This window comes from Bradyrhizobium sp. 87 (genome assembly GCF_023073015.1).
In the GTDB taxonomy this organism is placed as follows: domain Bacteria; phylum Pseudomonadota; class Alphaproteobacteria; order Rhizobiales; family Xanthobacteraceae; genus Bradyrhizobium; species Bradyrhizobium canariense_D.
Genome location: NZ_JADPIQ010000139.1, coordinates 1 through 20683 on the forward strand (window position 1 = coordinate 1; position 20683 = coordinate 20683).

Below are 20683 nucleotides of genomic sequence, written 5' to 3' on the forward strand. Positions count from 1 at the left end.
AACCAATCACCCATGTCGGTCAAAGCCGCTGCTCATCATCGCGCGAAACAGCTGCTCACGATCGCCTGAAATCGCCGCTCACCATCGCCGAAATACGCATCGAGCGCACCCATAACGCAGATTAAGCGATCAGCGCGGAGGCGCCAGCTTCATGCGCAGCGGTAGGAACGGGGCGCAGCAGGTCAAGTTCTCCAAGCATATGCAACCTCCCCAGACTAGGCCTCTGCTCTCCCGGAGGCCTTCCTTTTGGGAACACGCCGTTCTTACGGGCGTTTTCCTTGCCAGTGAGTGGAGTATCGGCATGCCGGATCGCGTAACCCGAGCGGTAGAAGAAGCCCAAGCCATCCTGGCTCGCTATGTCGAGCCTGGGCCGAGGGACAGCGAAAAGACGATCAATGACCTGCTGACCGTTCTTGACGATGAACGGCTTGTACAGGCGATGGAGGAGGGGGATGAGCGACAATCTCACCAGTGGGGACCAGCGCGACCGTAGCAAGATCAACATGCATGAAGAGTTCCAGGCAAGTACTGGACCAAGCAACCTGGCGTCTCCACGGACGAACTGAGGAAGGCCGTCGACAAGGTAGGCAATTCGGCCGCCGCGGTTCGCAAAGAATTGGCGGCGCAACCGAGGCGCGCGGTATGCTTGCGATCTTTGGAGCAAGGCCCGCGCGCTTTTTCATGCCATGACCGATCCCAACTGTCCCATCTGCTTTGGCTTAGGCTTTGTCTGCGAGAACCACCCGGACCGGGCATGGAGCGCAGAGCTCGGCTGCCAGTGTGGTGCCGGTGATCCGTGCGCCTGCAACAGGTCGCCGGACATAGACGCGGGAATCGAAGAGCCGGATGCCAGCCAGATCATCGAAGACGCAGGCGTGAAGAAGCGCCGTCATTGACGGGCCGCTTGATCGGTCCACGATCCACATCCTGTGAAGCGAGCGATAACGAGAACGTCGCCAATGCGTCGTCAATTCAACGGCAAACTTGGTCGTGGGTCGCGCATAAACGCTCCTCGGTCGGATGCACCCACCTGTTAGGCGCGATCTGCCGCCCATCGGTCAACTTGATCATGCGTGCGGGCGGCGAAGAGCGGGGCGTTCGACCGGCCCGACATCTGAGTGAAGCTTCCAGCTTCCAAAGCGGCGTATCCAGTGGGCGGCGGATCGTGTTCAACGGCAGGCTGGCCCGCGTCTTACAGCGGGCGCACTAAATGAGCTTCACCCTGCGAGCGGGACTGTCCATTTTTCCTAGAGCGAGCGTCGGGTCCGCTGTCAACGTGGCGTCGGAGGCGGCAGCTCGGCACGCTTCCCATCGCCGTCTCGCGTATCGGCGTTGTTGCGCCTGCGCAAAAGGATGATCGCAAGAGCGCGTCACTGTCGCTGTAAGCCGGTCGCTAGCTGAAATTGGCTCGAAGGCAGCTTCTGACGCGAACCGGACGTCCATTCAACACCACCGCAACACTTGTAAGGGCCGTGAACCTAGTCAGCAACCTTGACCCACGCAAAACCTCAAAACTCTGTTAGGTTCGAGCATCCGGGCGTTTGGCCCCTGCGGGGAGGCAATGGTGACAGACTCTGAAGTCTCCAGCGACCGACCGAATAAACCAGCATCCGATAGTGACCCACTGAACAAAACGCCATCTGACGACGAGCCTCCGGACCAACCGGCATCGAGGCGTAAATTTAAGGGTCGCTTCCGGGTGCGAATGCAAATGATCGGCGGGGCGCTCGCTTCGATTGCGGCTGTCGGTGCGATCGCGGGTGGCTTCGTCGGCTATTGGACTGTGTGGAAGACGCTCCGCACCGACGTGTTTCCGGACAAGCAACAGACGCAGAGGGAAGCTACTGCCCGGCCTGACATTGCTCCCCGCTTGTCACTTGTCATTCTGCCGTTCGCAAACGTCAGTAATGATCTGGAGCAGGACTATTTCGCCGATGGCATCACGACCGACCTGACGACCGACCTCGCGCAAATGCCCGGCGCGTTCGTTATCGGACGCGGAACGGCGTTTACATACAAGAACAAGCAGATCGACTTCAGGACGCTCGGCAAGGACCTTGGCATCCGCTGGGCGGTCCAGGGCGCGGTGCGGCGCAACGGGGATCAGGTTCGGGTCAACGTATCACTTACGGATATCGCGAGCGGTCGGGACGTCTGGTCCGATCGTTTCGACGGCGACCGTACGAACCTCGCCGCCTTGCAGGACCAGATCACAGCGCGGCTCGCGCGCTCGCTTAACATCGAACTGATCCAAGCCGAAAGCCGTCGCAGCGAAGTGGACCGATCGAGAAATCCAGACGCCACGGACTTCACGATGCGCGGCTGGGCAAAGCTCTATGGGCCGCAGTCGAAGATCCAAAATGGTCAGGCAATGGACCTATTCGATAACGCGCTACGCCTCGATCCGGACAACGTTGAAGCCATGATTGGCAAAGCGCGGTGTCTGGCGGCTGGTGTGAACAACCGATGGTCTTCGTCCGTTGTTGAAGACAAAAAGCAAGCGATCTACCTCATCGACAGAGTTCTGTCCAAAAGCCCGGCAAGCGCGAGTGCTCATACGACCAAGGGAACCATTCTTCTATTTGGACGTCCTGAGGAGGCATTGGCTGAATACGATGCGGCGCTCGAAATTGATCCTAATAATCCAGCTGCCTACGCTGCTAAAGCAATTGCACTCGTCGCCTCCGGGCGCGCGCGCGAAGCGTTCTCGCCGGTCCAATTGGCTCTCCGTCTCAGCCCGAGAGATCCTTTTGCTTTCCAATGGCACTTCTGGCTCTGCCATGCACACTTGCACTTGCACCAATATGGAGAGGCCATCGAGGAATGCGGGCGCTCGGTCAATCTGAACAACTCGCACATGTACGCTTATGTAGATCTGACTTCGGCTTATGGAGTCACGGGGCCATTGGAACAGGCACAGCGGAGCTTGACTGAATTGAACAAACTGCGACCAAACTTCACGGTCCAGTGGTACCGTGATCTTGTTTACTCAATGTCAACGAACCCGCAGTTTCGTCGAGAGATCGACGACATTCTCGATGGGCTGAGGAAGGGAGGGGTTCGGGAGCAATAAGAAGCAGGGCTATTCGCTTGCCCGTGGCGGACATCGCTCTGTTGAGCTATAAGCGCAGGAGCGAACGCCCTTTTGGCATCATCTGATGGGCCAGCAAGGTCAGTGGCAGGTCGCTGGTAGTGCGCCCGAAGTGTACGAACGGGAGTTGGTCCCGGCTGTGTTTGCGCCATGGGCCACCATCCTGATAGACCTCGCTCGACCGAAGTTGGGCGAACGCGTAGTCGATATTGCTTGCGGCACTGGAATAGTGGCACGCCTGGCGGCGGTGAAGGTGGGCCCAACCGGGGTCGTGACGGGCATCGATCTCAATCCTGGCATGTTGAACGTGGCACGATCGCTTGGAATGGCCGATGACGCTGCCTCGGTTCAGTGGCAGGAGGCCAGTGCAGACAAACTGCCGTTACCCGACAGCGCGTTTGATATTGTGTACTGCCAACTGGGCCTCCAGTTCTTCGCCGACAGACCAGCTGCTTTGCGCGAAATGCGCAGAGTTCTATGTTCAAGGGGAAGGCTCGTCCTCATGGTGTGGTGCGGCATTGATCGAAGTCCCGGGTTTCAATCATTAGCCAAAATACTGGAGCGCCACATCGGTCCAGCGGCGGCCACGATCATGCGAGCTCCATTTGGACTGGCCGATGCCGATGAGCTGAGCCGACTTGTCGCTGCTGCGAACTTTCAGGACATCACGGTTCAACGGAGGGTCGGTGCCATCGAGTTTCCATCCGTCGAACGATTTGTATCCACCTATGTTGCGGGTTCGCCACTGGCCAGTCATGTGTCGCAAGCAAGCGATGCGGCTCGGCAACGGCTGATATCCGATACAAATGCAGCTTTAGAGCCATATGTTGATAGTCGTGGGTTGTCGTTCCCAATAGCCGCTCACTTGCTTACTGCAACCGTCTAAGTCTGGCCTTGGCCTACCCGGACATAGGGAATGACGCAACAGCTTCAGCGTGTGCTCCTCTCGGCTAGTCTAGCCTGGATGACGCTCGTTGGATGGACGACGCAGTCCGCCGATCGGCCCGCGCAGCGCGTACCGTGTCCGCCATGGGACTCCAAGCAAACCACCCCGAGAAAGCGCGAACGTCGGCGGGCGTCCCCTCCAGCCGGACCTGCTGCCTATGCAAGGCTTCGGAGAAGCCTACTCGCCCCAGCCAAACTTTATAAAACGCCACGATGTCCGTCGAGACAATCACATCGATATCGAAGCCGGGGTTCTTGAGACAGACCGAAACGTCTGCGCGTTTGATCAGGAGCCAATAGCGCTGCCTCGGCCCGCCACCGAAATCGAACTGGATCACCACGCGGCGTTTCCCGATGGCTTCGATGCGCACGCGGCGCCGCATCCACCACAGCAGGACGACGGGATCGAGTTCGTTCGGCCGAGGATCACCGAAAGCCCAGCGCGCTCCCCATCCGCCAAATTGGTCGATAATCGGTTGCAGGTCGCGCCCGGCGGATGTCAGTCGGTATTCAGTGTGCTTGCCCCGCGAGCCTCCGCGCCGTTCCAGCACGCCGGCTTGCTGCAACCGCCGCAGCCGTCCCGCAAGCAGCGTGCGGGACATGTGAGGAAGACCCCGCTCAAGTTCGTTGAAGTGATTAACGTCGGCAAGCAGCTCGCGCACGATGAGCACAGTCCAACGGTCGGCAAGGATTTCCGCCGCTCGCGCCACGGGACAATATTGGCCGTAACGGTACATGATTGAGCGTATCACGCCGCGCGGGGGTGCGGAAGTAGTCCGGTCTTCGCACTAGCTTAGAGCTCGGCGAGCGCTTTACGCTGCAGCTTCGATTGCCATTAACGTCGACTGGCGGAAAAGGAGATTTATCATGCCAAACGACATCAGACGCGATTTTCTCCTGGCTCTCGCAACGGTACCGTTCGTGGCATTGCTTGGACAGGCGGGCGAGGCGCGCGCGCAAGTAGGCGTAAGCCCAGTCAAAGTCGATACCAACGGCTTGGTCGCCAAAATCAAGTTCGAGGCGCCACTTGAAGGATTCCTCAAGGAGATCAATGGAAAGTACAAGCTCAGAGTCACCGAGTTGACGCTTGCGCCCGGCGGACATGTGGGTGAGCACAATCACGAGGGCCCCGGCATCCGCCAAATCACCTCCGGCTACATGACTTACGTCTTGCCAGACAAGGCTGTAGTTTACGGCCCGGGCGATTTCTTCTTTGAATCTGGCGATATGAACCACACTGTCTTTAACAAGACGGATGCACCCATGGTGCACGTGCTCTTCGAAATACTGCCGGTTAACCTGAACGGGCCTTCGCTGATTCCGGTCAGGCATCATTAGAAGGCTGTTCGTCTGTGACGTGGGCTCGCAAGGGAGCTTGGCCCTGCGAGCTGGGACCGGCTGGAGCGAACAAAGTGGCTTCGGAAGCGGCAGCTCGGCCCACCGCCGTTTCGCGTATCGGCGTTGTTTGCGCCTGCGCACGCCTACGCCCTAAGCCGAAGAGCGCCTCAGACACCGTGATGTCCGGTGTCGCTGGTAAACTGGTCGCGTAGCTGAAGTTGCCTCGAGGCAGCTTCTGAGCCGAAGCGGAAATGCTCATTCGCGGCGGCCTCACCCGCGCAAACAGTCAAGTGGATCAGCTCTACTGACGCACCCTCGCGTGCTGAGCTCCGCCTGCGACACTGTGTTACTGTTTGTAGATCTGTAACTCTTGCTGGAGTGTTCCTCGGGGCGTAGCCTGCTCGCTCGCATTAGTTCTCTGCGCCATCACAAAGGGAGGGAACGATGGCCTTTAATCGTGTACTCATCGCATTGTTTTCGGTCGTTGCCATTCTGACCAGTTTTAGCGCCGTTGCACAGGGCGTGCCGCCGGAAGGCTCGGTCTCGGTCATATTCACCGCCACGCCTATTCCAGCACCCAAGCCAATGTCGATAGGCAACGGCAGAGAGTTTGTTTTTGTGAACCAAGCCATGGCAGCCTCGAACGAGGCTGGAAACCCTGTACTCAACAACATGGGTGGACGCTGTCAATTGAGCCGCCTTACGGATTCGTCCACAAAGACCGCGGAGATTCACGGGTTTTGTACTTACATCGACAAGGACGGCGATCAAGTGTTCGAACAGTGTGACTGGATGCCGGGATCTCCCAACAATTGCAAGATCACTGGTGGAACGGGGAAATTTGAAGGTCTGCAGGCTGCGCTCGTCGTCACCATCGACCCGCTCAAGAGTAACTTCGATGGCATCAGCCAGGTCATTGGTCACAAGAAGGGAACGTACAAGTTCACCAAGACGAACTGAGCCAACCAGGTGCCAACAGCTACGTACTTGAAACGATGCCAGTGATATCGCCTGGCATGGAGCAGTGACGTGATCATCGGCGGCGGAGACAATGCTGATGAGGCGATGAGGTTTTCGTTGCGATCTGGCAAGTGCCGGTTGCATGGCCCTTGGCAGGATGGCCACAACAGCGGCAACTTGGCGAATTGGGTACCTAATGCCCGGCTTCATAGTTGGCCTTGACCTCAAACAAGAGTTGAACACTCTGGGGATGTGAGCCGAACAGCGTCATGACAGAAGCCGTCGCGGGTCCAAGCCGACGTGAGTACGTTTGTGGTCGAGGTCAGAAAGGGATCCGCACCGAGACGTGGTATCATTGTTTGGTCGTTGTCTTCAGGCTTCTGCGAGGATTGCAATGAAGCGACGAGAGTTCATTGCGGGAACTGCGGCGCTGCTCATTTCGCCACGTTCTTCGCAGGGGCAGGCAAGCGTCGTCGACTCGGCTTTCTCGCCATAGGCGATGGAAGCGGCAAGGCCCTTAATCAATCCGAGGTTGCGTTCATTGATGCGCTGCGAAGCCTAGGTTGGATACAGGGAAAAAACCTCACCATTGAGTATCGGTTTTCTCAACCCGCAGATCGACTGACCGACTCCATCGCCGAGCTGATGGCCCTCGGCCCCGACATCCTGATCGCTCCAGGACCGCAAGCAGCAATAGCGCTCAAATCCGCGACCGGCACGGTTCCCATCGTATTCGTGGGTGTCGCTGATCCCGTGCACCTCGGCAAAGCCTGTCGCGACCAGGTGGCAACATGACGGGCGTGACGACCAACGTCCCCGACGACTTCTTCGCAAAACGTCTAGAAATTCTTCGAGAACTTGTTCCCGGCGCATCTAAAATCGCAGTCTTGATCAATCCAGACAATCCACTGCAAAGGCTGTACTTCGCGGAAGAGATCCCACGCATAGCCCGGCACCTCGGCGTGGCTCTGCCTCTCGTTCCGGCGACCAAGCCAGAAGAACTCGACATTGCCTTTGCCTCGGCCGCCGCCCAACACGCCGATGCGATCATTGATTTCGGCGATGCGCTCACTTATGCCCAGGCGCAGCGGATTATCGCGCTCGCGGCTAAGTATCACCTGCCAGCAAACTACTTGTTTCGGCATTATGCCGATGGGGGACTATCGGTATACGGGGCCGATACCGCCGATCTATTCCGTCATGCGGGCGACTATGTAGACAAGATCCTCAGGGGTGCCAAACCTGTGGACCTCCCGGTACAAAGGCCAACGAAGTTCGTCCTCATAATCAACGTAAAGACGGCCAAAGCGCTGGGTCTCACCGTGCCGACCTCGTTGCTGATACGGGCCGACGAAGTGATCGAATAAGGCTCCGCCGCGGTGCATGGGCCCATACCCGAAAGTCGCTTGGAGCATGTCATGTCGGCTGGCAGAGGGCAAACCGGACACCGATCCAGCTTGCAGCCTACCGCCGCTTTTCGACCCATAGCGGAATTGAAGCCGATACCTTTAACTTGGATCAATGCGTTCGCAATTAACTGACCACAGCGGCCGATTTTAGCTCGCACCACCGGTTTCATTCCTGCTAGGTTAATTTCTATCCCCGGCAGATATCATTGGGCGCCGGCGCTGAGAGTTCAAGCGACTCCCGCCTATCAGGCCGGAGTGGCGTGTCGTCATTTAGGTCGCACGAGGGTGATCGGATGCCGGCAAATCTTGCGTCAGCGCTCATTACGAAACTCGCTGTATCGAACCACCTGGATGGCGAAGACATCCGCGCCATTCAGAGCCTGCGGATTCGCGAGCGGCATCTCGGCGCGCGTGAAATCATTGTCGCTGATGGCGTTCGTCCCGGCGAGTGCTGCCTGATCGTTGAGGGGTTTGCCTTCCGCTCGAAAACGACCGCGGACGGAGAGCGACAGGTCCTGTCCTTGCATATTCCCGGCGACATACCTGACCTTCAAAGCCTTCACCTCGGGATCATGGACCATGATCTGGTCAGTCTTTCGCCTTGCACGCTTGGGTTCATTTCGCACGCCGAGCTGACGGAGGTGACGGCGCGACACCCGCACCTAGCCGCGGCCTTGTGGCGAGAGACCTTGATCGATGGTTCTATCTTCCGCGAATGGATCGTGAATGTCGGGCGGCGCGCCGCGCTGCAGAGAATGGCTCACCTGTTGATCGAAGTGCACGAGCGACTTGAAGCAATCGGACGCACTCGCGGCGGGGAGTTTAGCTTGCCCATCACTCAAATTGATCTTGGCGATTGTTTGGGACTTTCAGTGGTCCATACGAACCGTACCCTTCAAGCTCTGCGCGGGGAACGGTTGGTGGAAACGGACAAGTCCGGCTTCAACTTGCTCGACCAGGAACGCTTGAAAGATCTGGCAGGATTCGATCGGGCCTATCTCCATCTGACGCCAAGCCGCTAGAAAACTCAGAGCCTCGCAGCTAGTTGGTACCTCACGCCGCGGCTGCTGACGCCGCGAGGACCTGCTGACGCTCCGTTAGGAACCTGCCCTCGGTACTTGGTTTGTTGTCTCCCTCGCTCATCCGAGCTGCCGGAGCGGCCCCGGCCTATAATCTCCAGCCCGCTGAAGCCGGGGCCGTTCCTCCGCCGTCCGGGGCGGCCTGCTTACGGCAACAGTGGCCTATAAACCGAGGGAGCGGTGCCCTGAAGAACTATCCTGTTGACCCCGGACGTCCGCGGGAATGCGGTGAGGTCGCTTGTCCAGAAAGCTCGATCATGGCCTTGGATGCCGAGGACGAGCTAGAAGCTTTGCGGATTGGGAAAAAAATGGCGGCCATGCTCAACAAGGCAATCACCGTCAGAGCTGCCGACCGCAGGATATTGGCGAGGCTGCAGCCGCCAAAATCGAGCCCTCGCTAGCCCCCGAGAGGAAGGCCGAACGAGCTACCCCGGCGTAAGCTGATGCGGTCGCACAACGGGCATCGTTGCGCCGGTGTCGTATTGTTCACTTGCGATCCGCTCAATTGTCGAGCGATGCCTCTTGAAGGTCTCAATAACGTCGCTTGGGCTGGTTCCGTCTGCCGCAGCGCGATCCCGCAGGGCGGCTATATCCACTCGGCAATCGATGCGGTCGTCGCCCGCGAACATCGCAAAGAACAACGCTTCATTGTTCGAGGCATCGAACTCGCCAGATGGATCAGAGGTAAGGGGCATCTCGGGAAGTCCGTCGCCCAAGTCTTCGATAAATCGCGGCTCAGCTGGGATGAAGTCTCGCCGTCATCCCAGCGCTCAACCTTCAGCGCAAAGAACGGCCCCAGGCCAAGGTGGCACGCCCTAGGGCTGAGGGCCGCTCCCGGCTACCGAACCGATAACCTCATGCGTCTGAAACGCATGCAGAACCAAGAGCGGATGATGGGCATCGTTCCTATCGCGGCTTCTCGATCGCTCCGGCTGATGACGGTCGGACGCTGGCCTGTTTCCGAAGTGGCCTAGTTTGAGTTGAGCAGTGGCCTGCCTTGCTGTTTTAACATGCATCCGGGAACGAGCGCACTTAACCTGCATCAAGAATCTGAACGGCCCAATTGGGGGATTGGCCTATGGGCGTGGAGCGTATGCACCCACCGAAATACTGGCTTATGCGTGCGGAGGAGTTCCACACGAAAGCGGATAACTGCCAATATCCGGGGACCAGAGACTCGCTCCGTCAAGTTGCGAAGAACTTCGAGGCGTTGGCTCGCCAAGCGCAGATGATCCTCGATCTCACCACCCAATCGGATGAGCGCGGCCTGGAAGCCCGCCGGGTGGCACAAGAACACGCGGACGAGCAACGGATGAAAGGCCGCCGCACCGTGCGGCCTCTTTCTTCGCCAGCAAGCATCTTCCGCTCATGGCGCTTCCGTTGGCGGGGTGTCGCTGCATGTCAGCTCACAAGTGCAGACCGGAAGTTTGCAGCCCGGCGCCAGTTCGGCGGCTTGTGACCCAGCGGACTTTCGCTGCGAACGGTCTGGCACGATGATCGCGGCTTCGGGTCTTCAAGACCGGACATGCCAGTTCGCCTTAGGTAGTCGGCCAAGGCCCAATGGTGGACTTAACCGTCCACCCCCTTCAGGGGGGTCGACGTCTTTCGTTGATGAGCCGTCTGATGGCGGCTACTGCCCGAACAACAGGCGGCGGCAAGCGCCCCTTTCGCGCTGGAATGACGACCAGAACATAGAGCACGTTGAGCAGCAGCCAGATGGCGACCGCGATCAAAAAGAACTTCATGAAAAAGGCCCGGCTAAATCCGGCAGAGGAAACTAGTAAGGCTATGACATCGGGCTCGCGCCGCGAAATGCTGATTTCGACTCTAATGAGGGAGCTACGGGACGTGGGCAGCCTGGCCCGAACTCATGGTCGCAGTTCGTGACTGGACCCATTAACATAGTTTAATTTATTTAATTTAGTTTAGCGTATTTAATCTTTCCGCCAGCCCCGGAGAGAACGCCATGCCTGACCAAGACGATGACCGCCGCGAATTTCTGAAGACCTGCGGAAAGTTCGCTGCCGTGACACCTCCAGCCATCACGCTACTGCTATCGACCTCCCTCACTTCCGATGCGATCGCGCACTCTGGTGCGGGGGCCGTCCACCATGATCACCATGAGCACCACCACGGTAACAATGGCTGGGCAATGGTGGCGGCGATGGCAGTCCCAACGGCAAGGACGATAGAGGCCGCTAAACCATTTGCCGCCGGAGCAGCAACTGGAACGTAACTCGCCGGCTACCAAGTTTTCCCAATACCCATCCCCAAGTGGGTAATGCAGTCGCCCCAGCTCTTCCCCATTGCCCCCCGGAGCTGGGGCTCATTTTTGTCGCGCCTCGAGGCGCCGGTTTCGCCAGCGGAACTTTTGTGCCCTTTTGCACTTATCAGTCCTGCCGCGATGGTCGTGCGACTGAGGATGGGCACCGGTGCGGATTCCGACGAAGTCGCCCAGGCGTAACGATATGAAGTCGTCCGTGGATTCCGAGACGATGTCGCCCACCTTTCCGATTTGATCTCGCCCAGCGGCGAGGCGTTCTGGCCGGCTGGTTCTCTGGCATCGGTCAAGCCGCGTGGTCAATCTGGAATCGCGACTTCGACCTGTTTTCTTCTTCTGCGGTTGCTGTGGGCATGTGGGCAACGCGATTGCGTTGTCCAAGCGCAGCGGCATGTCCACAGCGCCACGGGCTCAGGTCTTTCGGGCGGATTGCCGGGTTCGCCGCAGGCTCTCACCGGTGAGGTGACGAGACGATCGAGCACGGCGTCGGCATAGGTGGGATCTCCAATGAGCAGATGCCACTGGTCCACGGGGAGCTGGCTGGTGACGATGGTGGAGCGATGACCGTAGCGATCTTCGAGGATTTCCAGGAGGTCGTGACGGGCACCGGCGTCGAGCGGCTCGAGTCCCCAATCATCGTATGTGGACGGCCTCTGATGGCAAGCACTTTTTGACATTTTGAACGACTTGGTCGGCTTCGATCGTATGTCCGGCCTGTTAGTGCAGAGATTATGCCTCCGCTGGCCCTGATGAAATCCGACGACCGGGAACCGCATCAAGGATGCGAGCTTTACGCTCAGACGACTGGCCGGGTTTTTCCTGGTCTTCGGTAATGACCGTGTCATTCATCATGTCTCGCCGTGCTCACCAAACTTGAGACTACAGATCTCCCTTTAGGATGCCCAACTAGAGACGAGTGGATTGTTCATGCTTTCATGAACATCTCGGTGCGGAAGCTTTCGCCGGTCTTCATCATCGCCCAGATGATCCGAGCGAGCTTGTTCGCAATTGCGACCGTCACGAGGCGCGCGGGCTTTTTCGCCAACAGCCCGACGATCCAGTCCCGCAAGACGCCCTTACGTTTGCCCACGACATTTAGCAGCGAGGTCCCCGCCAGCACGAGCAGTTTCCTTATGTATTGATTCCCCTGCTTGGTGATGGCTCCGAGCGATGGTTTGCCTCCGCTTGAGTTTTGCCTTGGCGTAAGGCGAAGCCAAGCGGCAAAATCGCGTCCCGATCTGAAGACATTCGGATCTGGCATGCTGGCGGAGATCACCGTAGCAGTGAGTTTGCCGACGCCAGGAATTTCCACGAGCAACTGGCTCATCTCGCTTCGTGAATGAGCGTTGGCGATCTCCTTCTCAAGATCGTCGAGCGATTGATCGATCGCGTCGATTTGCTGCGCCAAGGCCTTCACCGCTGCATTGGCTACACTCGGAAGCCTCGCGTCCGTTTCAGCCAATTGGAGCAAATCGCTGACATGCCCGATGCCCTTGGCGACAATAATCCCGAACTCCGCCAGATGACTGCGCAAAGCATTGACTGTCATCGTCCGCTGCTTAACCAGAAGATCTCGCGTTTTGTGCAACGTCAGCGTCGCTTGTTGTTCCGCGCTCTTGATAGGTACAAAGCGCATTCCAGGGCGGGAGACTGCTTCGCAGATAGCTTCCGCGTCGACGGCGTCATTTTTGCCGCGTTTGACGTAAGGCTTGGTGTAAGCCGGTGGCATCAAAAATGCCTCGTGCCCCATCGCTTGGAGCTCGCGGGCCCAATAATGGGCTGAGCCGCAGGCTTCCAGGCCGATGCAGCAAGGCTCGATTTGCGCAAAGAACTCTCGCATCTTCGATCGCGTCAACTTACGTGTAACAGCGGAACCGCCTTCGCTGACCAGTGCATGGACCTGAAAATAGTTCTTGGCGAGATCGACACCTATTCTGATAAACTTTTGCATGGACGGTCTCCCTTTTTGTGGCGCTCCGGCGACCACGTCTTGGCACTATGATGCCGCTGAGGTGAGGCCGTCCACATCATCAAGGATCAGCAGATCGACACGGCCAAGGCCGCGCAACAGGCGTGGATGGCGGCCGTCGCCGCGGGCGAGCGCCAGATCGTCGAACAGTCGCGGGACGCGCTGATAGAACACAGAGCGATTGTCGCGACAGGCCTTGTGGCCGAGCGCCGAGGCGAGCCAACTCTTGCCGACGCCGGCCGGGCCGCAGATCAGGAGATTGACGTGGTCGTCGATCCAACGGCCCTCGACAAGCTTAGCGAACAGCGGGCGGTCGAGACCGCGCGGGGTGCGGTAGTCGATGTCCTCGACGCACGCCTGCTGGCGCAGCTTGGCGTAGCGCAGGCGAGTGGCGAGCCGTTTGTCGTGCCGCAGCGAGGCTTCACGTTCGAGCAGCAGCGCGAGCCATTCGGCGTGGCCGAGGCTTGCGGCCTCACCGGTGGCTTCGATGTCGGCGAAGGCCTTGGCCATGCCGTGGAGGCCGAGGGCGTTGAGGCGGTCGAGGGTCGGATGGGTGAGCAAGGGATGATCTCCTAATTGTAGTAGCGCGGTCCGCGGATGGTGGCATGCAGGATCGGCGCATCGTCCGCGGAACGCTGGTGAGCAGAACGCCGATCGAGATTGTTGGCGAGGATCGACTTGACCGAGCCATAGGTGCGCGCGCCGACGTCGATTGCCCGCGCAGCCGCGGCCGTCCAGCCGTTCGCGCCCATAGGAGGCGGCGAGCCTGAGGATGCCGAGGCAGGCGCGGAAGCCTTGCTCGGGGTGCGAGCGCTCGTCGAGAATGAGGTCGCACAACGCGCTGGTCGCCGGCCCGATCGCGGCGGCGTCCTGGCGGATACGCGCGATGGTCCAGCCGGCGTAGCGCCGATGGCTGGAGGCCATGTGCTCCGGCACGGTGGTGTGTTTGTGATTGCCGCTCATGCGCTGATGCGCGGCGATCCGCTCGCCCTTGTGGAAGATCTCGACGGTACGGGCCGTGAACCGCACCTCGACCTCGGCGCGGGCGAAGCGATGCGGAACGCTGTAGTAATGCTTCTCCACCTCGACGTGGTAATCGAGACTGACGCGGCGGATCCGCCACTCGGCGAGGACATAGGGGGACGCCGGCAATGGCTTGAGCGCCGGCCGGTCGACCTCCTCGAGCAACCGGCGGCGTGTCACGCCGAGCCGCCGGATCGGCCGCTCCTCATTCAGCCTCGTGAGCAGTTCGCCGATCGCCGCATTGACCTCGGCCAGGCTGTAGAAGGTGCGATGGCGCAGGCGACCGAGCAGCCAGCGCTCGACGATGAGGACGGCCTGCTCGACCTTGGCCTTGTCGCGCGGCTTGCGCGGCCGCGCCGGCAAGATGGCGGTGCCGTAATGCGCCGCCATCTCCGCGTAGGTACGATTGATCTGCGGGTCGTACAGGCTCGCCTTAATGACCGCGACCTTGGTGTTGTCGGGCACCACCAGCGCCGGTATGCCGCCGATCGCCGCGAAGGCGCCAACATGGGCGCTGATCCAGTCGGCGAGCCCCTGCGTCCACGTCGCCTGTGCGTAGGTGAAGCTCGATGCGCCGAGCACGGCGACGAAGATCTGCGCCGTTCTGCGCTCACCGGTCAGGCGGTCGACCACCACCGGCACGCCATCGCCGGCATAGTCGACGAACAACTTGTCGCCCGCCGCATAGGCCTGGCGCATCGTCACCGACAGGCGGCCCTCCCAGGCGCGGTAGAGCTCACAGAAGCGCGAGTACCGGTATCCGCCAGGCTCCGCGGCGATATATTCCTCCCACAGGATCGACAGCGTCACGTGCTTGCGTTTGAGCTCGCGGTGCACGCTCGCCCAGTCGGGCTCGGCGATGCGGCGGTGACCCTGACGGTTGCCATTGCCGGTCTTCGCGACAGGCGAAGTTCCAGAACCGTGTCGGTGACGTCGTTTGGCAACGGCCAGCTCAAGCCCGCGGCCTCGAACCGCCGGAGCGCCAGTCGCACCGTCGAGGGCGCCGCGCCCACCCGTCGCGCAATCTCGCGGCTCGGCAGCCCCGCCGCCTTCATTCTGATCACATCGCGCACACGGCGCATCGCAAGCCTCTCCGTCGGCATCCAGGGTCCCCTTCGCAAAGCCGAAAGGGTTCATCCTATGGGAGCCAGAAGAGGCCTCGTCACCCGGGCGACATCATCCCGGAATGGTGGGCGACATCATCTCGGAACGGGTGGGCGACTTCAAATCGGAATGGTGGGCGAGATCATCTCGGAATCCTGGGCGACATCGATCGGAATCCGCACACCGGTGCAAAACGAACTGATAGTCCTCGTTGTAGAGGACGAAGATCCTATTCAGGATATGGTCGGAGAAGCCCTGTCCGGGGGTGGATTTGAGCCGCAGATTGTTTCATCAGGCGAAGAAGCGGTTATCCTGCTCAAAACCGAATCTACCAGCTATCGCGCGTTGCTCACCGATGTTCATCTCCGAGGCAAACTCACTGGATGGGAAGTTGCCAAGCAAGCCAGAGAGATCAATCCAGAGATGCCCGTGGTCTACATGACTGGGGCTGCAGCTGATCAGTGGCCGTCTCACGGCGTACCGAACAGCGTTCTCTTGAACAAGCCGTTCGCGCCCGCGCAGGTGGTTACGGCAGTGTCTCAACTGCACAACCAAATCCCGCCTTCGCACTCATAGCGGACCTGGAAAGCCCCAAGTAGGTGCCCGCTATTGCGTGCTTAGCGACAAGCCAAGAACAAATGCCTTAGCCGCCGTCGCGCCCGGCGTTCGCTTCAATTTCTTTGCGATCTTCGTGACACCAGTCTTTTGCTTCGCAAGTAACTTCAGCGTCTTCAGGTCGTCTTTCGTCCACTCGCGACGAACACTTTTTTTCTTCTTGGCCAACTTGGCACTCCTTCGTTGATAGGAGCGCGGTCTAACACGTGTCGCGCGGTTCGCAAATGCCTCGTGAATGGCGCTGTTTGACGGACCCTGTCGTTTCCGACAGGTGCGCGCCGTCCGAGCCGTGGGCATGATCGCGGCTAAAAGACGAGGGCCGCAGCAATGAGACGTTACTACTTCCCGATTTTCCACAGGGGAGAGACACAGGCGGACGATGTGGGGGAGCTATTTGGCTCGGCTCAACTAGCCGTCCAATACGGCGCGCGCGTCGCTCGGGACATCGCCAGCGATCCCGAGCAAGAAGATGGTCGACGAGCGTCGCAGTCGAGAGACGCAGCTGCAGTCCGCCGAGCAGATCGCAGCGACATGTGCTCAACTTTCGCCCGAGGACCAGGCGATCGTGACGGCTGAGATCAAGCGCATCATAGGGGAGCGTGACCAATGAAGCGCCGGCGCCGAGCGCACAGGAAGCGCGACCCGCAGCGGCTACTGACGCGCCGGCGGCTCAGCCGATGAATTAGGGCCCGCCGGTTCACGCTAAGGGGCCTCAAGTTTGCGCGTGCCAGGGTTGGACAATCGGGAAAAATTGGTAGGAACGCTAACAGGGTCTCGGGTTTGGTGGATATCTAGCCCCCAAGAGGATTGCTCATGGACCGTCGAGATCAGAGCTACCGGAACAACCCCACAGCCTGGGTGGTGGTCGCAATCGTGTTGATCGCCGCTATCGCCGCGATCTTCTACAGCACCGGCAATCACACGACCGCGTCGAACCAGACCAGCGCGCCCGCAACCAAGACCAGCTCAACCAACCCGCCAACAACGACGGGTGCGGGCGCCGGTTCTCCGGCAACTGCGCCATCCACAGCACCCGCGAATCCCGCTACGGGGTCGAAGTAGCTAAGCAAGCCGCGGTCAAAGCTCCCGCGACATTGCTGGATGGGTGCGGTTTTTACCTTGCCACCGCGGTAAGGCCGGTCACGATGTTTCGAGGCCAGGCCCTCCCAGCCTATGCGGCAGGCAGCACGATAGAGATCGGGGCCGATTTCACCGCGCTCGAACGGCGCTACGGTGATCCCGTCCGGCCGGCGAGCCAAGAGCCGCTCCAGGTTGGTCTTGCGCAGGTGTAGCGGGAGCTGCCGGAGATCGTCCCCTCCCATGGCGAGAACGTCGAAAGCGTAGAGCTGCACCTCGTGCTCATGCTTGCGAGAGTGCAGCGCGTTGAAATCCGAAATACCGTCGATGCCTAGGATCACCGCGCCATCAACGACGAAATGCTTCTGCCGGTTGTTCAGCGCGGCCTCGGCAATCCACGGATAGCGCTGGGTCCAGTCGGTGCCGTTGCGCGAGAACAGCCGCACGCGCTCGTTCTCTCGGATGACCAGCATCCGGTACCCGTCGTGCTTCACTTCGTGGATCCAGTCCGGCCCTAAGGGGACCTGCTTGCCGGCGGTCGCCAGGCAGAGCTCGTACGCCATACGCATTCAGCGCAAATAGGCATTCCGTTGCCTTTTTACCAACCGGGAACATTCGGCAAATGGCCAGGTTGGGATACGCTCCGGCGGGTAGCCCCCCTACGAGCCGGAGTGTTTCCAAGACGGCCCCAGCCGCCCCGCTGGGGCCGTCGTTTTGCGCGCAAGTAATAAACGCCCCGACGCCTGAGCGGGCCCTATTCTCTTCACAAAACTCATCCATCAAGGCCGCATCCAGAATGGGTGCCAAATGCGTTGGTTTTTCGGATCTTTGATTGCTTTGCTAGTGTGCCTGGGGATCTACGTTGGTTCCGCCGTCGTCTCTCTGAGTGGTTTAATCGGTGCGGTTCGGGCCGAGAACGGCGCCGACGTTCTTGCCCGGACGGACACCGCACGCCTACGCAGATCGTTGGTCGATCAAATCGTTGGCGCTTACCTCAAGCAGATCGGTCGTGAACGGCCTGTGAAGCCATTGGAGCGGTTGGCGGCGAATACCTACGGAGCCTCCATCGCCGACGCGATGATCGGCAAGATTCTCACCCCGGAAAACCTGACTGATGTCTTGAACAAGGGAGCCATCCGCGTCGGGGGAGTCGACGCCAACATGCTGAGCCTCAAGGAAATCGACACATCCAAGGTGCTCGAAACCCTGAGGCGAATATCTCCGACTAAGCCGGTCGAGTTTCAGATCCGTCTAGGCCAGAACGACAAGGATGGGGGCGTAAGCCTTCACTTCGAGGGGAACGGCTGGAAGCTTTCGGGCATCCAGCTTCCGAACGCGGCGGTTCAAGCGCTGGCCCGAAGCCTTATGAAGAGCAAGGCCGGCTGAGAACATCCCGCTCCGATGAAGCGCGCCAGCGCGCCGCCGCTCCGCGCTGGTGGCCTCGCCGTCTCATTTCGTTACTATTGTTGAATTGTAGTCCTGGTGCCTGCGCTGAATACTCGTCCCACAATGATGGCAGGTCTATTGATTACCGGCGGCGTCGGCGTTTTAGCTCTAGGCATCACGTTCGCGGCGGTCATGTATATTGATGCTCGGGCGGAGCGTAGACGGTAGACCGCGCACGTCTTGATCATATCAAAGCTGTGCATGTAACTGCAGCGCGCCGGTGGCCGCACGGCAAACTCAGCTAGCAATTTAGCTCAAGCTGCGCGGTTACTCTCTTGTCACGTCCGTCACCTGTTCGCCTCCGGGTCGCATGGTCCCCTGGCATCGGATTTTGACAGGTCCACCAGCACGATCGACCTCCAACAGCAGGCTAAAACTTCCCGGACGGTCGATTGCCTGCACTGTCCTAATGCCTGATATCTGCCCCTCCGTCGTTTCTATTCGCTCAAGACACGCCCGCTCAGTTGGATTGAGCCGATTTCTCCAATCGTCCGCCGCTGTCCCATGCACGGAGAAGCCGCCATTGAATTGTTTCATCGCGGGAGAAGGCCCATGGTCAGAACCACCATGTTGCTAACCGGACTGCTCGTCGGATCGCGACCGAGTTGGTGCGGTAGCGCGATATGTCGCGCTAGGTCAGAAGCTGACCTCGGTGATCATGGCCCATAGCCTTTCGGTGCTTCCTAGTAGGAAGATGGAGCTCGCGCCAACTGCAGCGCGGCCTCAACGCCGCCTTCCAGGATCTGCTCCGCCTGGACAGTGTCGGGGACGGCCCGCGCGAACTGGAGGGTGCCCACCATGAGGCCGAAGATGGCGGTCGCGCGGCGCCGGCTCGCTGCAGAATCGGCATCCGGAAGTAGTGCGGCCAGCGACGAAACGTAGCTTCGCAGCGCTTTCTCGTAGTCCTGCCGAGTGGACAGGGGCTGGCGGGCGATCTCCGGGAGCAACGCCGCCGAAGGGCACCCTTCCGCCGGGTCTTCGAGGTGAGCGCGGTTGAGGTATCTCCGGATCGCCCCCTCGAGGGCCAGGCCCCTCCGCTGATCCTCATCGAGGCGATGTTGTTGGTCGCTGAGCGCGCTCGCCAGCGCCTCGCGAACGAGCGCGTCTTTGGACTCGAAGTGCGGAGAGAATGCGCCTTTGGTCAGGCCGGCCTCGCCCATGATCCCGGCGATCCCAGCGGCGGAGATGCCGTCTCGGCGCACGCACTTCGACGCCACATCGATGATGTGCCGTCGCGTCGCTGCTTTATGACCTTTCTCAAAACGCATCTTCTCTCCACTCCACCAATATCCCGCAGCCGTTAGGCTGCAGCCGCTTCCAACAGGGCTTGGAGGTCGCGATCAAGCTGCTGGGCTACTGCATCGACATTATCGCTGCCAAACTGACCGAAAACGGATGCTGGTCGATCATATTCAAACGCGACACCGCCATCGTCATCCTCGCGCAATAGGACGCGAATGGGCGCATATAGCCCCGCAGACAGTTGATGGCGGGTCATCTTGGCTGCGGTGAGCGGATTTCCGATATCGAACTGGATGGATCGGCGCGTCAGCCCAGCAATAGCCAGGAGTGCCCCATGGTCACGCTGACTGAAAATGGTGAGCGGCGGACCGGCCTCCAACTCTCGCAGCGCGCGCGTGCCTTCACCGTATCGCAGGAGAGTGAAGATCCCGTCATCGATGCGGGGTGCCAAGGTCGCGAGCTTGGCACGAACGTCCTCGAAAGGCTTTGTTGAGCGGACGGTGACGTGCTCGACCGGAATGGCCGCGTTGAGTGCAGTGCATTGGCCATCTATTGATCCTCTAATCGGTTGTCGTTGTTTGCAGGCGGTCCCTTCGCCACGCGAAGCGGCCACTTCGTTAGATCGCACTCGACTTGCCGCCCAAGATGCCTTCGATGCCGCGGGCAAGGTTTAGAAGCTCCCGGTCGCGCCCTAAGGGAGCATCCAGCTCGAGCCCAATCGGCAGCCCCGCGCGAGACAAGCCAACAGGAAGGCTGATACCCGGCAGCCCCACGCTGCTTGCCGACACGGTGTGGTTCGCCAAAGCGAGGTAGCTGACTTCCTGCCCCGCGATATGGACGGTCGTCCGCTCCTCGATCAGAGGCGCCGTGCAGGGCGTGGTCGGTTGCAGAATGACCAGCGCCCCATGAGAGACGAACGCCGTGTTGAGCCGTCGCTGGATTTCCGGCCGGCTCACATCGAGCGCCGTCCGATAGGCCTCTGCCGAGGTGGCACCTGCACCACCCGGCAGTACGATGTGCCCCCACGCCTGCCGAAGTTGGGGCTTAAGGCCCTCGTAAATGGCCTCGAACGTGGTCGGAATGTCATGGCGGCGAAGAAATTCC

21 protein-coding genes and 4 pseudogenes are annotated in these 20683 nt (G+C 59.9%); 14 read left to right on the top strand and 11 right to left on the bottom strand.

Annotated features, from left to right (window positions below; translation table 11 throughout):
- Positions 1 to 452 precede the first annotated feature (452 nt).
- The 4 genes and pseudogenes from IVB50_RS37610 to IVB50_RS37625 all read left to right on the top strand — a co-directional run.
- A pseudogene (locus IVB50_RS37610) lies at positions 453 to 622 on the top strand (DUF3606 domain-containing protein); the annotation flags it as partial.
- A 64-nt stretch (positions 623 to 686) separates the two neighbouring features.
- Positions 687 to 896 carry a hypothetical protein gene (locus tag IVB50_RS37615; RefSeq protein WP_083926435.1) on the top strand — a complete coding sequence of 70 codons (210 nt, stop codon included), beginning with the start codon at positions 687 to 689 and terminating at the stop codon, positions 894 to 896.
- Between the two features lie 809 nt (positions 897 to 1705).
- Entirely contained in the window at positions 1706 to 3073 is a 1368-nt protein-coding gene (locus IVB50_RS37620) for a tetratricopeptide repeat protein (protein WP_247299852.1), read from the top strand.
- Positions 3074 to 3158: 85 nt separating this feature from the next.
- Positions 3159 to 3977 carry a methyltransferase domain-containing protein gene (locus IVB50_RS37625; protein WP_247299854.1) on the top strand — a complete coding sequence of 273 codons (819 nt, stop codon included), beginning with the start codon at positions 3159 to 3161 and terminating at the stop codon, positions 3975 to 3977.
- 64 nt (positions 3978 to 4041) lie between these two features.
- Here the strand turns inward: IVB50_RS37625 and IVB50_RS37630 are convergent, their stop codons facing one another.
- Positions 4042 to 4773, bottom strand: a complete 732-nt coding sequence (locus tag IVB50_RS37630) for a helix-turn-helix domain-containing protein (RefSeq protein WP_247299856.1) — start codon at positions 4771 to 4773, stop codon at positions 4042 to 4044.
- Between the two features lie 130 nt (positions 4774 to 4903).
- Between IVB50_RS37630 and IVB50_RS37635 the strand changes: the two genes are divergently transcribed.
- From IVB50_RS37635 to IVB50_RS37660, 7 genes are all read left to right on the top strand, one after another.
- Complete coding sequence (locus IVB50_RS37635) at positions 4904 to 5374, top strand: cupin domain-containing protein (RefSeq protein WP_247299858.1); 471 nt, start codon at positions 4904 to 4906, stop codon at positions 5372 to 5374.
- Between the two features lie 444 nt (positions 5375 to 5818).
- On the top strand, positions 5819 to 6334 hold the full coding sequence (locus tag IVB50_RS37640; RefSeq protein WP_247299860.1) for a hypothetical protein: 516 nt from the start codon (positions 5819 to 5821) through the stop codon (positions 6332 to 6334).
- Positions 6335 to 6646: 312 nt separating this feature from the next.
- A complete protein-coding gene (locus tag IVB50_RS42325; RefSeq protein ID WP_346771317.1) occupies positions 6647 to 7129 on the top strand; it encodes an ABC transporter substrate binding protein in 483 nt (160 codons plus the stop codon).
- Positions 7126 to 7701: an ABC transporter substrate-binding protein gene (locus IVB50_RS42330; protein ID WP_253076223.1), complete on the top strand. Its 576-nt coding sequence runs from the start codon at positions 7126 to 7128 to the stop codon at positions 7699 to 7701. The genes IVB50_RS42325 and IVB50_RS42330 overlap by 4 nt, the downstream gene beginning before the upstream one ends.
- Positions 7702 to 8036: 335 nt before the next feature.
- A complete protein-coding gene (locus IVB50_RS37650; RefSeq protein ID WP_247299862.1) occupies positions 8037 to 8765 on the top strand; it encodes a Crp/Fnr family transcriptional regulator in 729 nt (242 codons plus the stop codon).
- A 500-nt stretch (positions 8766 to 9265) separates the two neighbouring features.
- Positions 9266 to 9796, top strand: a complete 531-nt coding sequence (locus tag IVB50_RS37655) for a hypothetical protein (RefSeq protein WP_247299863.1) — start codon at positions 9266 to 9268, stop codon at positions 9794 to 9796.
- A gap of 104 nt (positions 9797 to 9900) precedes the next feature.
- Positions 9901 to 10281, top strand: a complete 381-nt coding sequence (locus tag IVB50_RS37660; RefSeq protein WP_247299866.1) for a hypothetical protein — start codon at positions 9901 to 9903, stop codon at positions 10279 to 10281.
- Positions 10282 to 10408: 127 nt separating this feature from the next.
- On the opposite strand, the gene IVB50_RS37665 is transcribed toward IVB50_RS37660, so the two are convergent.
- The gene (locus IVB50_RS37665; protein ID WP_247299868.1) at positions 10409 to 10567 is read right to left on the bottom strand and encodes a hypothetical protein; all 159 of its coding nucleotides are present in this window, start codon (positions 10565 to 10567) and stop codon (positions 10409 to 10411) included.
- 221 nt (positions 10568 to 10788) lie between these two features.
- On the opposite strand from IVB50_RS37665, the gene IVB50_RS37670 reads away from it, so the two are divergent.
- Positions 10789 to 11058 carry a hypothetical protein gene (locus tag IVB50_RS37670; RefSeq protein ID WP_247299870.1) on the top strand — a complete coding sequence of 90 codons (270 nt, stop codon included), beginning with the start codon at positions 10789 to 10791 and terminating at the stop codon, positions 11056 to 11058.
- Positions 11059 to 11567: 509 nt separating this feature from the next.
- Here IVB50_RS37670 and IVB50_RS37675 read toward each other — a convergent pair.
- The 4 genes and pseudogenes from IVB50_RS37675 to istA form a co-directional block, all read right to left on the bottom strand.
- Positions 11568 to 11741: pseudogene (locus IVB50_RS37675) on the bottom strand (ATP-binding protein); the annotation flags it as partial.
- Positions 11742 to 12028: 287 nt separating this feature from the next.
- Entirely contained in the window at positions 12029 to 13054 is a 1026-nt protein-coding gene (locus tag IVB50_RS37680; RefSeq protein ID WP_247299872.1) for an IS110 family transposase, read from the bottom strand.
- Positions 13055 to 13129: 75 nt separating this feature from the next.
- Positions 13130 to 13633: pseudogene (locus tag IVB50_RS37685) on the bottom strand (ATP-binding protein); the annotation flags it as partial.
- Positions 13634 to 13644: 11 nt separating this feature from the next.
- Positions 13645 to 15177, bottom strand: a pseudogene (gene istA / locus IVB50_RS37690) (IS21 family transposase).
- 151 nt (positions 15178 to 15328) lie between these two features.
- On the opposite strand from istA, the gene IVB50_RS37695 reads away from it, so the two are divergent.
- Positions 15329 to 15775, top strand: coding sequence for a response regulator (locus IVB50_RS37695; RefSeq protein ID WP_247299875.1), 447 nt, complete (start codon positions 15329 to 15331; stop codon positions 15773 to 15775).
- 30 nt (positions 15776 to 15805) lie between these two features.
- On the opposite strand, the gene IVB50_RS37700 is transcribed toward IVB50_RS37695, so the two are convergent.
- Positions 15806 to 15982 (bottom strand): hypothetical protein, encoded by a 177-nt coding sequence (locus IVB50_RS37700; RefSeq protein WP_198293370.1) that lies wholly within the window; start codon positions 15980 to 15982, stop codon positions 15806 to 15808.
- 749 nt (positions 15983 to 16731) lie between these two features.
- The gene (locus tag IVB50_RS37705; protein ID WP_247299877.1) at positions 16732 to 17454 is read right to left on the bottom strand and encodes a DNA ligase; all 723 of its coding nucleotides are present in this window, start codon (positions 17452 to 17454) and stop codon (positions 16732 to 16734) included.
- Between the two features lie 244 nt (positions 17455 to 17698).
- Here IVB50_RS37705 and IVB50_RS37710 point away from each other — a divergent pair, with 244 nt between their 5' ends.
- Positions 17699 to 18277 (top strand): DUF2939 domain-containing protein, encoded by a 579-nt coding sequence (locus IVB50_RS37710; RefSeq protein ID WP_247299879.1) that lies wholly within the window; start codon positions 17699 to 17701, stop codon positions 18275 to 18277.
- Positions 18278 to 19020: 743 nt separating this feature from the next.
- Here the strand turns inward: IVB50_RS37710 and IVB50_RS37715 are convergent.
- From IVB50_RS37715 to IVB50_RS37725, 3 genes are all read right to left on the bottom strand, one after another.
- On the bottom strand, positions 19021 to 19605 hold the full coding sequence (locus IVB50_RS37715) for a TetR/AcrR family transcriptional regulator (protein WP_018456644.1): 585 nt from the start codon (positions 19603 to 19605) through the stop codon (positions 19021 to 19023).
- A 32-nt stretch (positions 19606 to 19637) separates the two neighbouring features.
- A complete protein-coding gene (locus IVB50_RS37720; protein ID WP_247299882.1) occupies positions 19638 to 20192 on the bottom strand; it encodes a DUF302 domain-containing protein in 555 nt (184 codons plus the stop codon).
- A gap of 4 nt (positions 20193 to 20196) precedes the next feature.
- Positions 20197 to 20683: amidase family protein (locus tag IVB50_RS37725; protein WP_247299884.1), on the bottom strand; the 487-nt coding region annotated here is incomplete at its 5' end.

Excerpts from the sequence above, each read along its gene's own strand:
- IVB50_RS37615 (WP_083926435.1), top strand. The coding sequence starts at position 687 with ATGACCGATCCCAACTGTCCCATCTGCTTTGGCTTAGGCTTTGTCTGC.
- IVB50_RS37620 (WP_247299852.1), top strand. The coding sequence starts at position 1,706 with ATGCAAATGATCGGCGGGGCGCTCGCTTCGATTGCGGCTGTCGGTGCG.
- IVB50_RS37625 (WP_247299854.1), top strand. The coding sequence starts at position 3,159 with ATGGGCCAGCAAGGTCAGTGGCAGGTCGCTGGTAGTGCGCCCGAAGTG.
- IVB50_RS37630 (WP_247299856.1), bottom strand. The coding sequence starts at position 4,773 with ATGTACCGTTACGGCCAATATTGTCCCGTGGCGCGAGCGGCGGAAATC.
- IVB50_RS37635 (WP_247299858.1), top strand. The coding sequence starts at position 4,904 with ATGCCAAACGACATCAGACGCGATTTTCTCCTGGCTCTCGCAACGGTA.
- IVB50_RS37640 (WP_247299860.1), top strand. The coding sequence starts at position 5,819 with ATGGCCTTTAATCGTGTACTCATCGCATTGTTTTCGGTCGTTGCCATT.
- IVB50_RS42330 (WP_253076223.1), top strand. The coding sequence starts at position 7,126 with ATGACGGGCGTGACGACCAACGTCCCCGACGACTTCTTCGCAAAACGT.
- IVB50_RS37650 (WP_247299862.1), top strand. The coding sequence starts at position 8,037 with ATGCCGGCAAATCTTGCGTCAGCGCTCATTACGAAACTCGCTGTATCG.
- IVB50_RS37655 (WP_247299863.1), top strand. The coding sequence starts at position 9,266 with ATGCGGTCGCACAACGGGCATCGTTGCGCCGGTGTCGTATTGTTCACT.
- IVB50_RS37660 (WP_247299866.1), top strand. The coding sequence starts at position 9,901 with ATGGGCGTGGAGCGTATGCACCCACCGAAATACTGGCTTATGCGTGCG.
- IVB50_RS37665 (WP_247299868.1), bottom strand. The coding sequence starts at position 10,567 with ATGAAGTTCTTTTTGATCGCGGTCGCCATCTGGCTGCTGCTCAACGTG.
- IVB50_RS37670 (WP_247299870.1), top strand. The coding sequence starts at position 10,789 with ATGCCTGACCAAGACGATGACCGCCGCGAATTTCTGAAGACCTGCGGA.
- IVB50_RS37680 (WP_247299872.1), bottom strand. The coding sequence starts at position 13,054 with ATGCAAAAGTTTATCAGAATAGGTGTCGATCTCGCCAAGAACTATTTT.
- IVB50_RS37695 (WP_247299875.1), top strand. The coding sequence starts at position 15,329 with ATGGTGGGCGAGATCATCTCGGAATCCTGGGCGACATCGATCGGAATC.
- IVB50_RS37705 (WP_247299877.1), bottom strand. The coding sequence starts at position 17,454 with ATGGCGTACGAGCTCTGCCTGGCGACCGCCGGCAAGCAGGTCCCCTTA.
- IVB50_RS37710 (WP_247299879.1), top strand. The coding sequence starts at position 17,699 with ATGCGTTGGTTTTTCGGATCTTTGATTGCTTTGCTAGTGTGCCTGGGG.
- IVB50_RS37715 (WP_018456644.1), bottom strand. The coding sequence starts at position 19,605 with ATGCGTTTTGAGAAAGGTCATAAAGCAGCGACGCGACGGCACATCATC.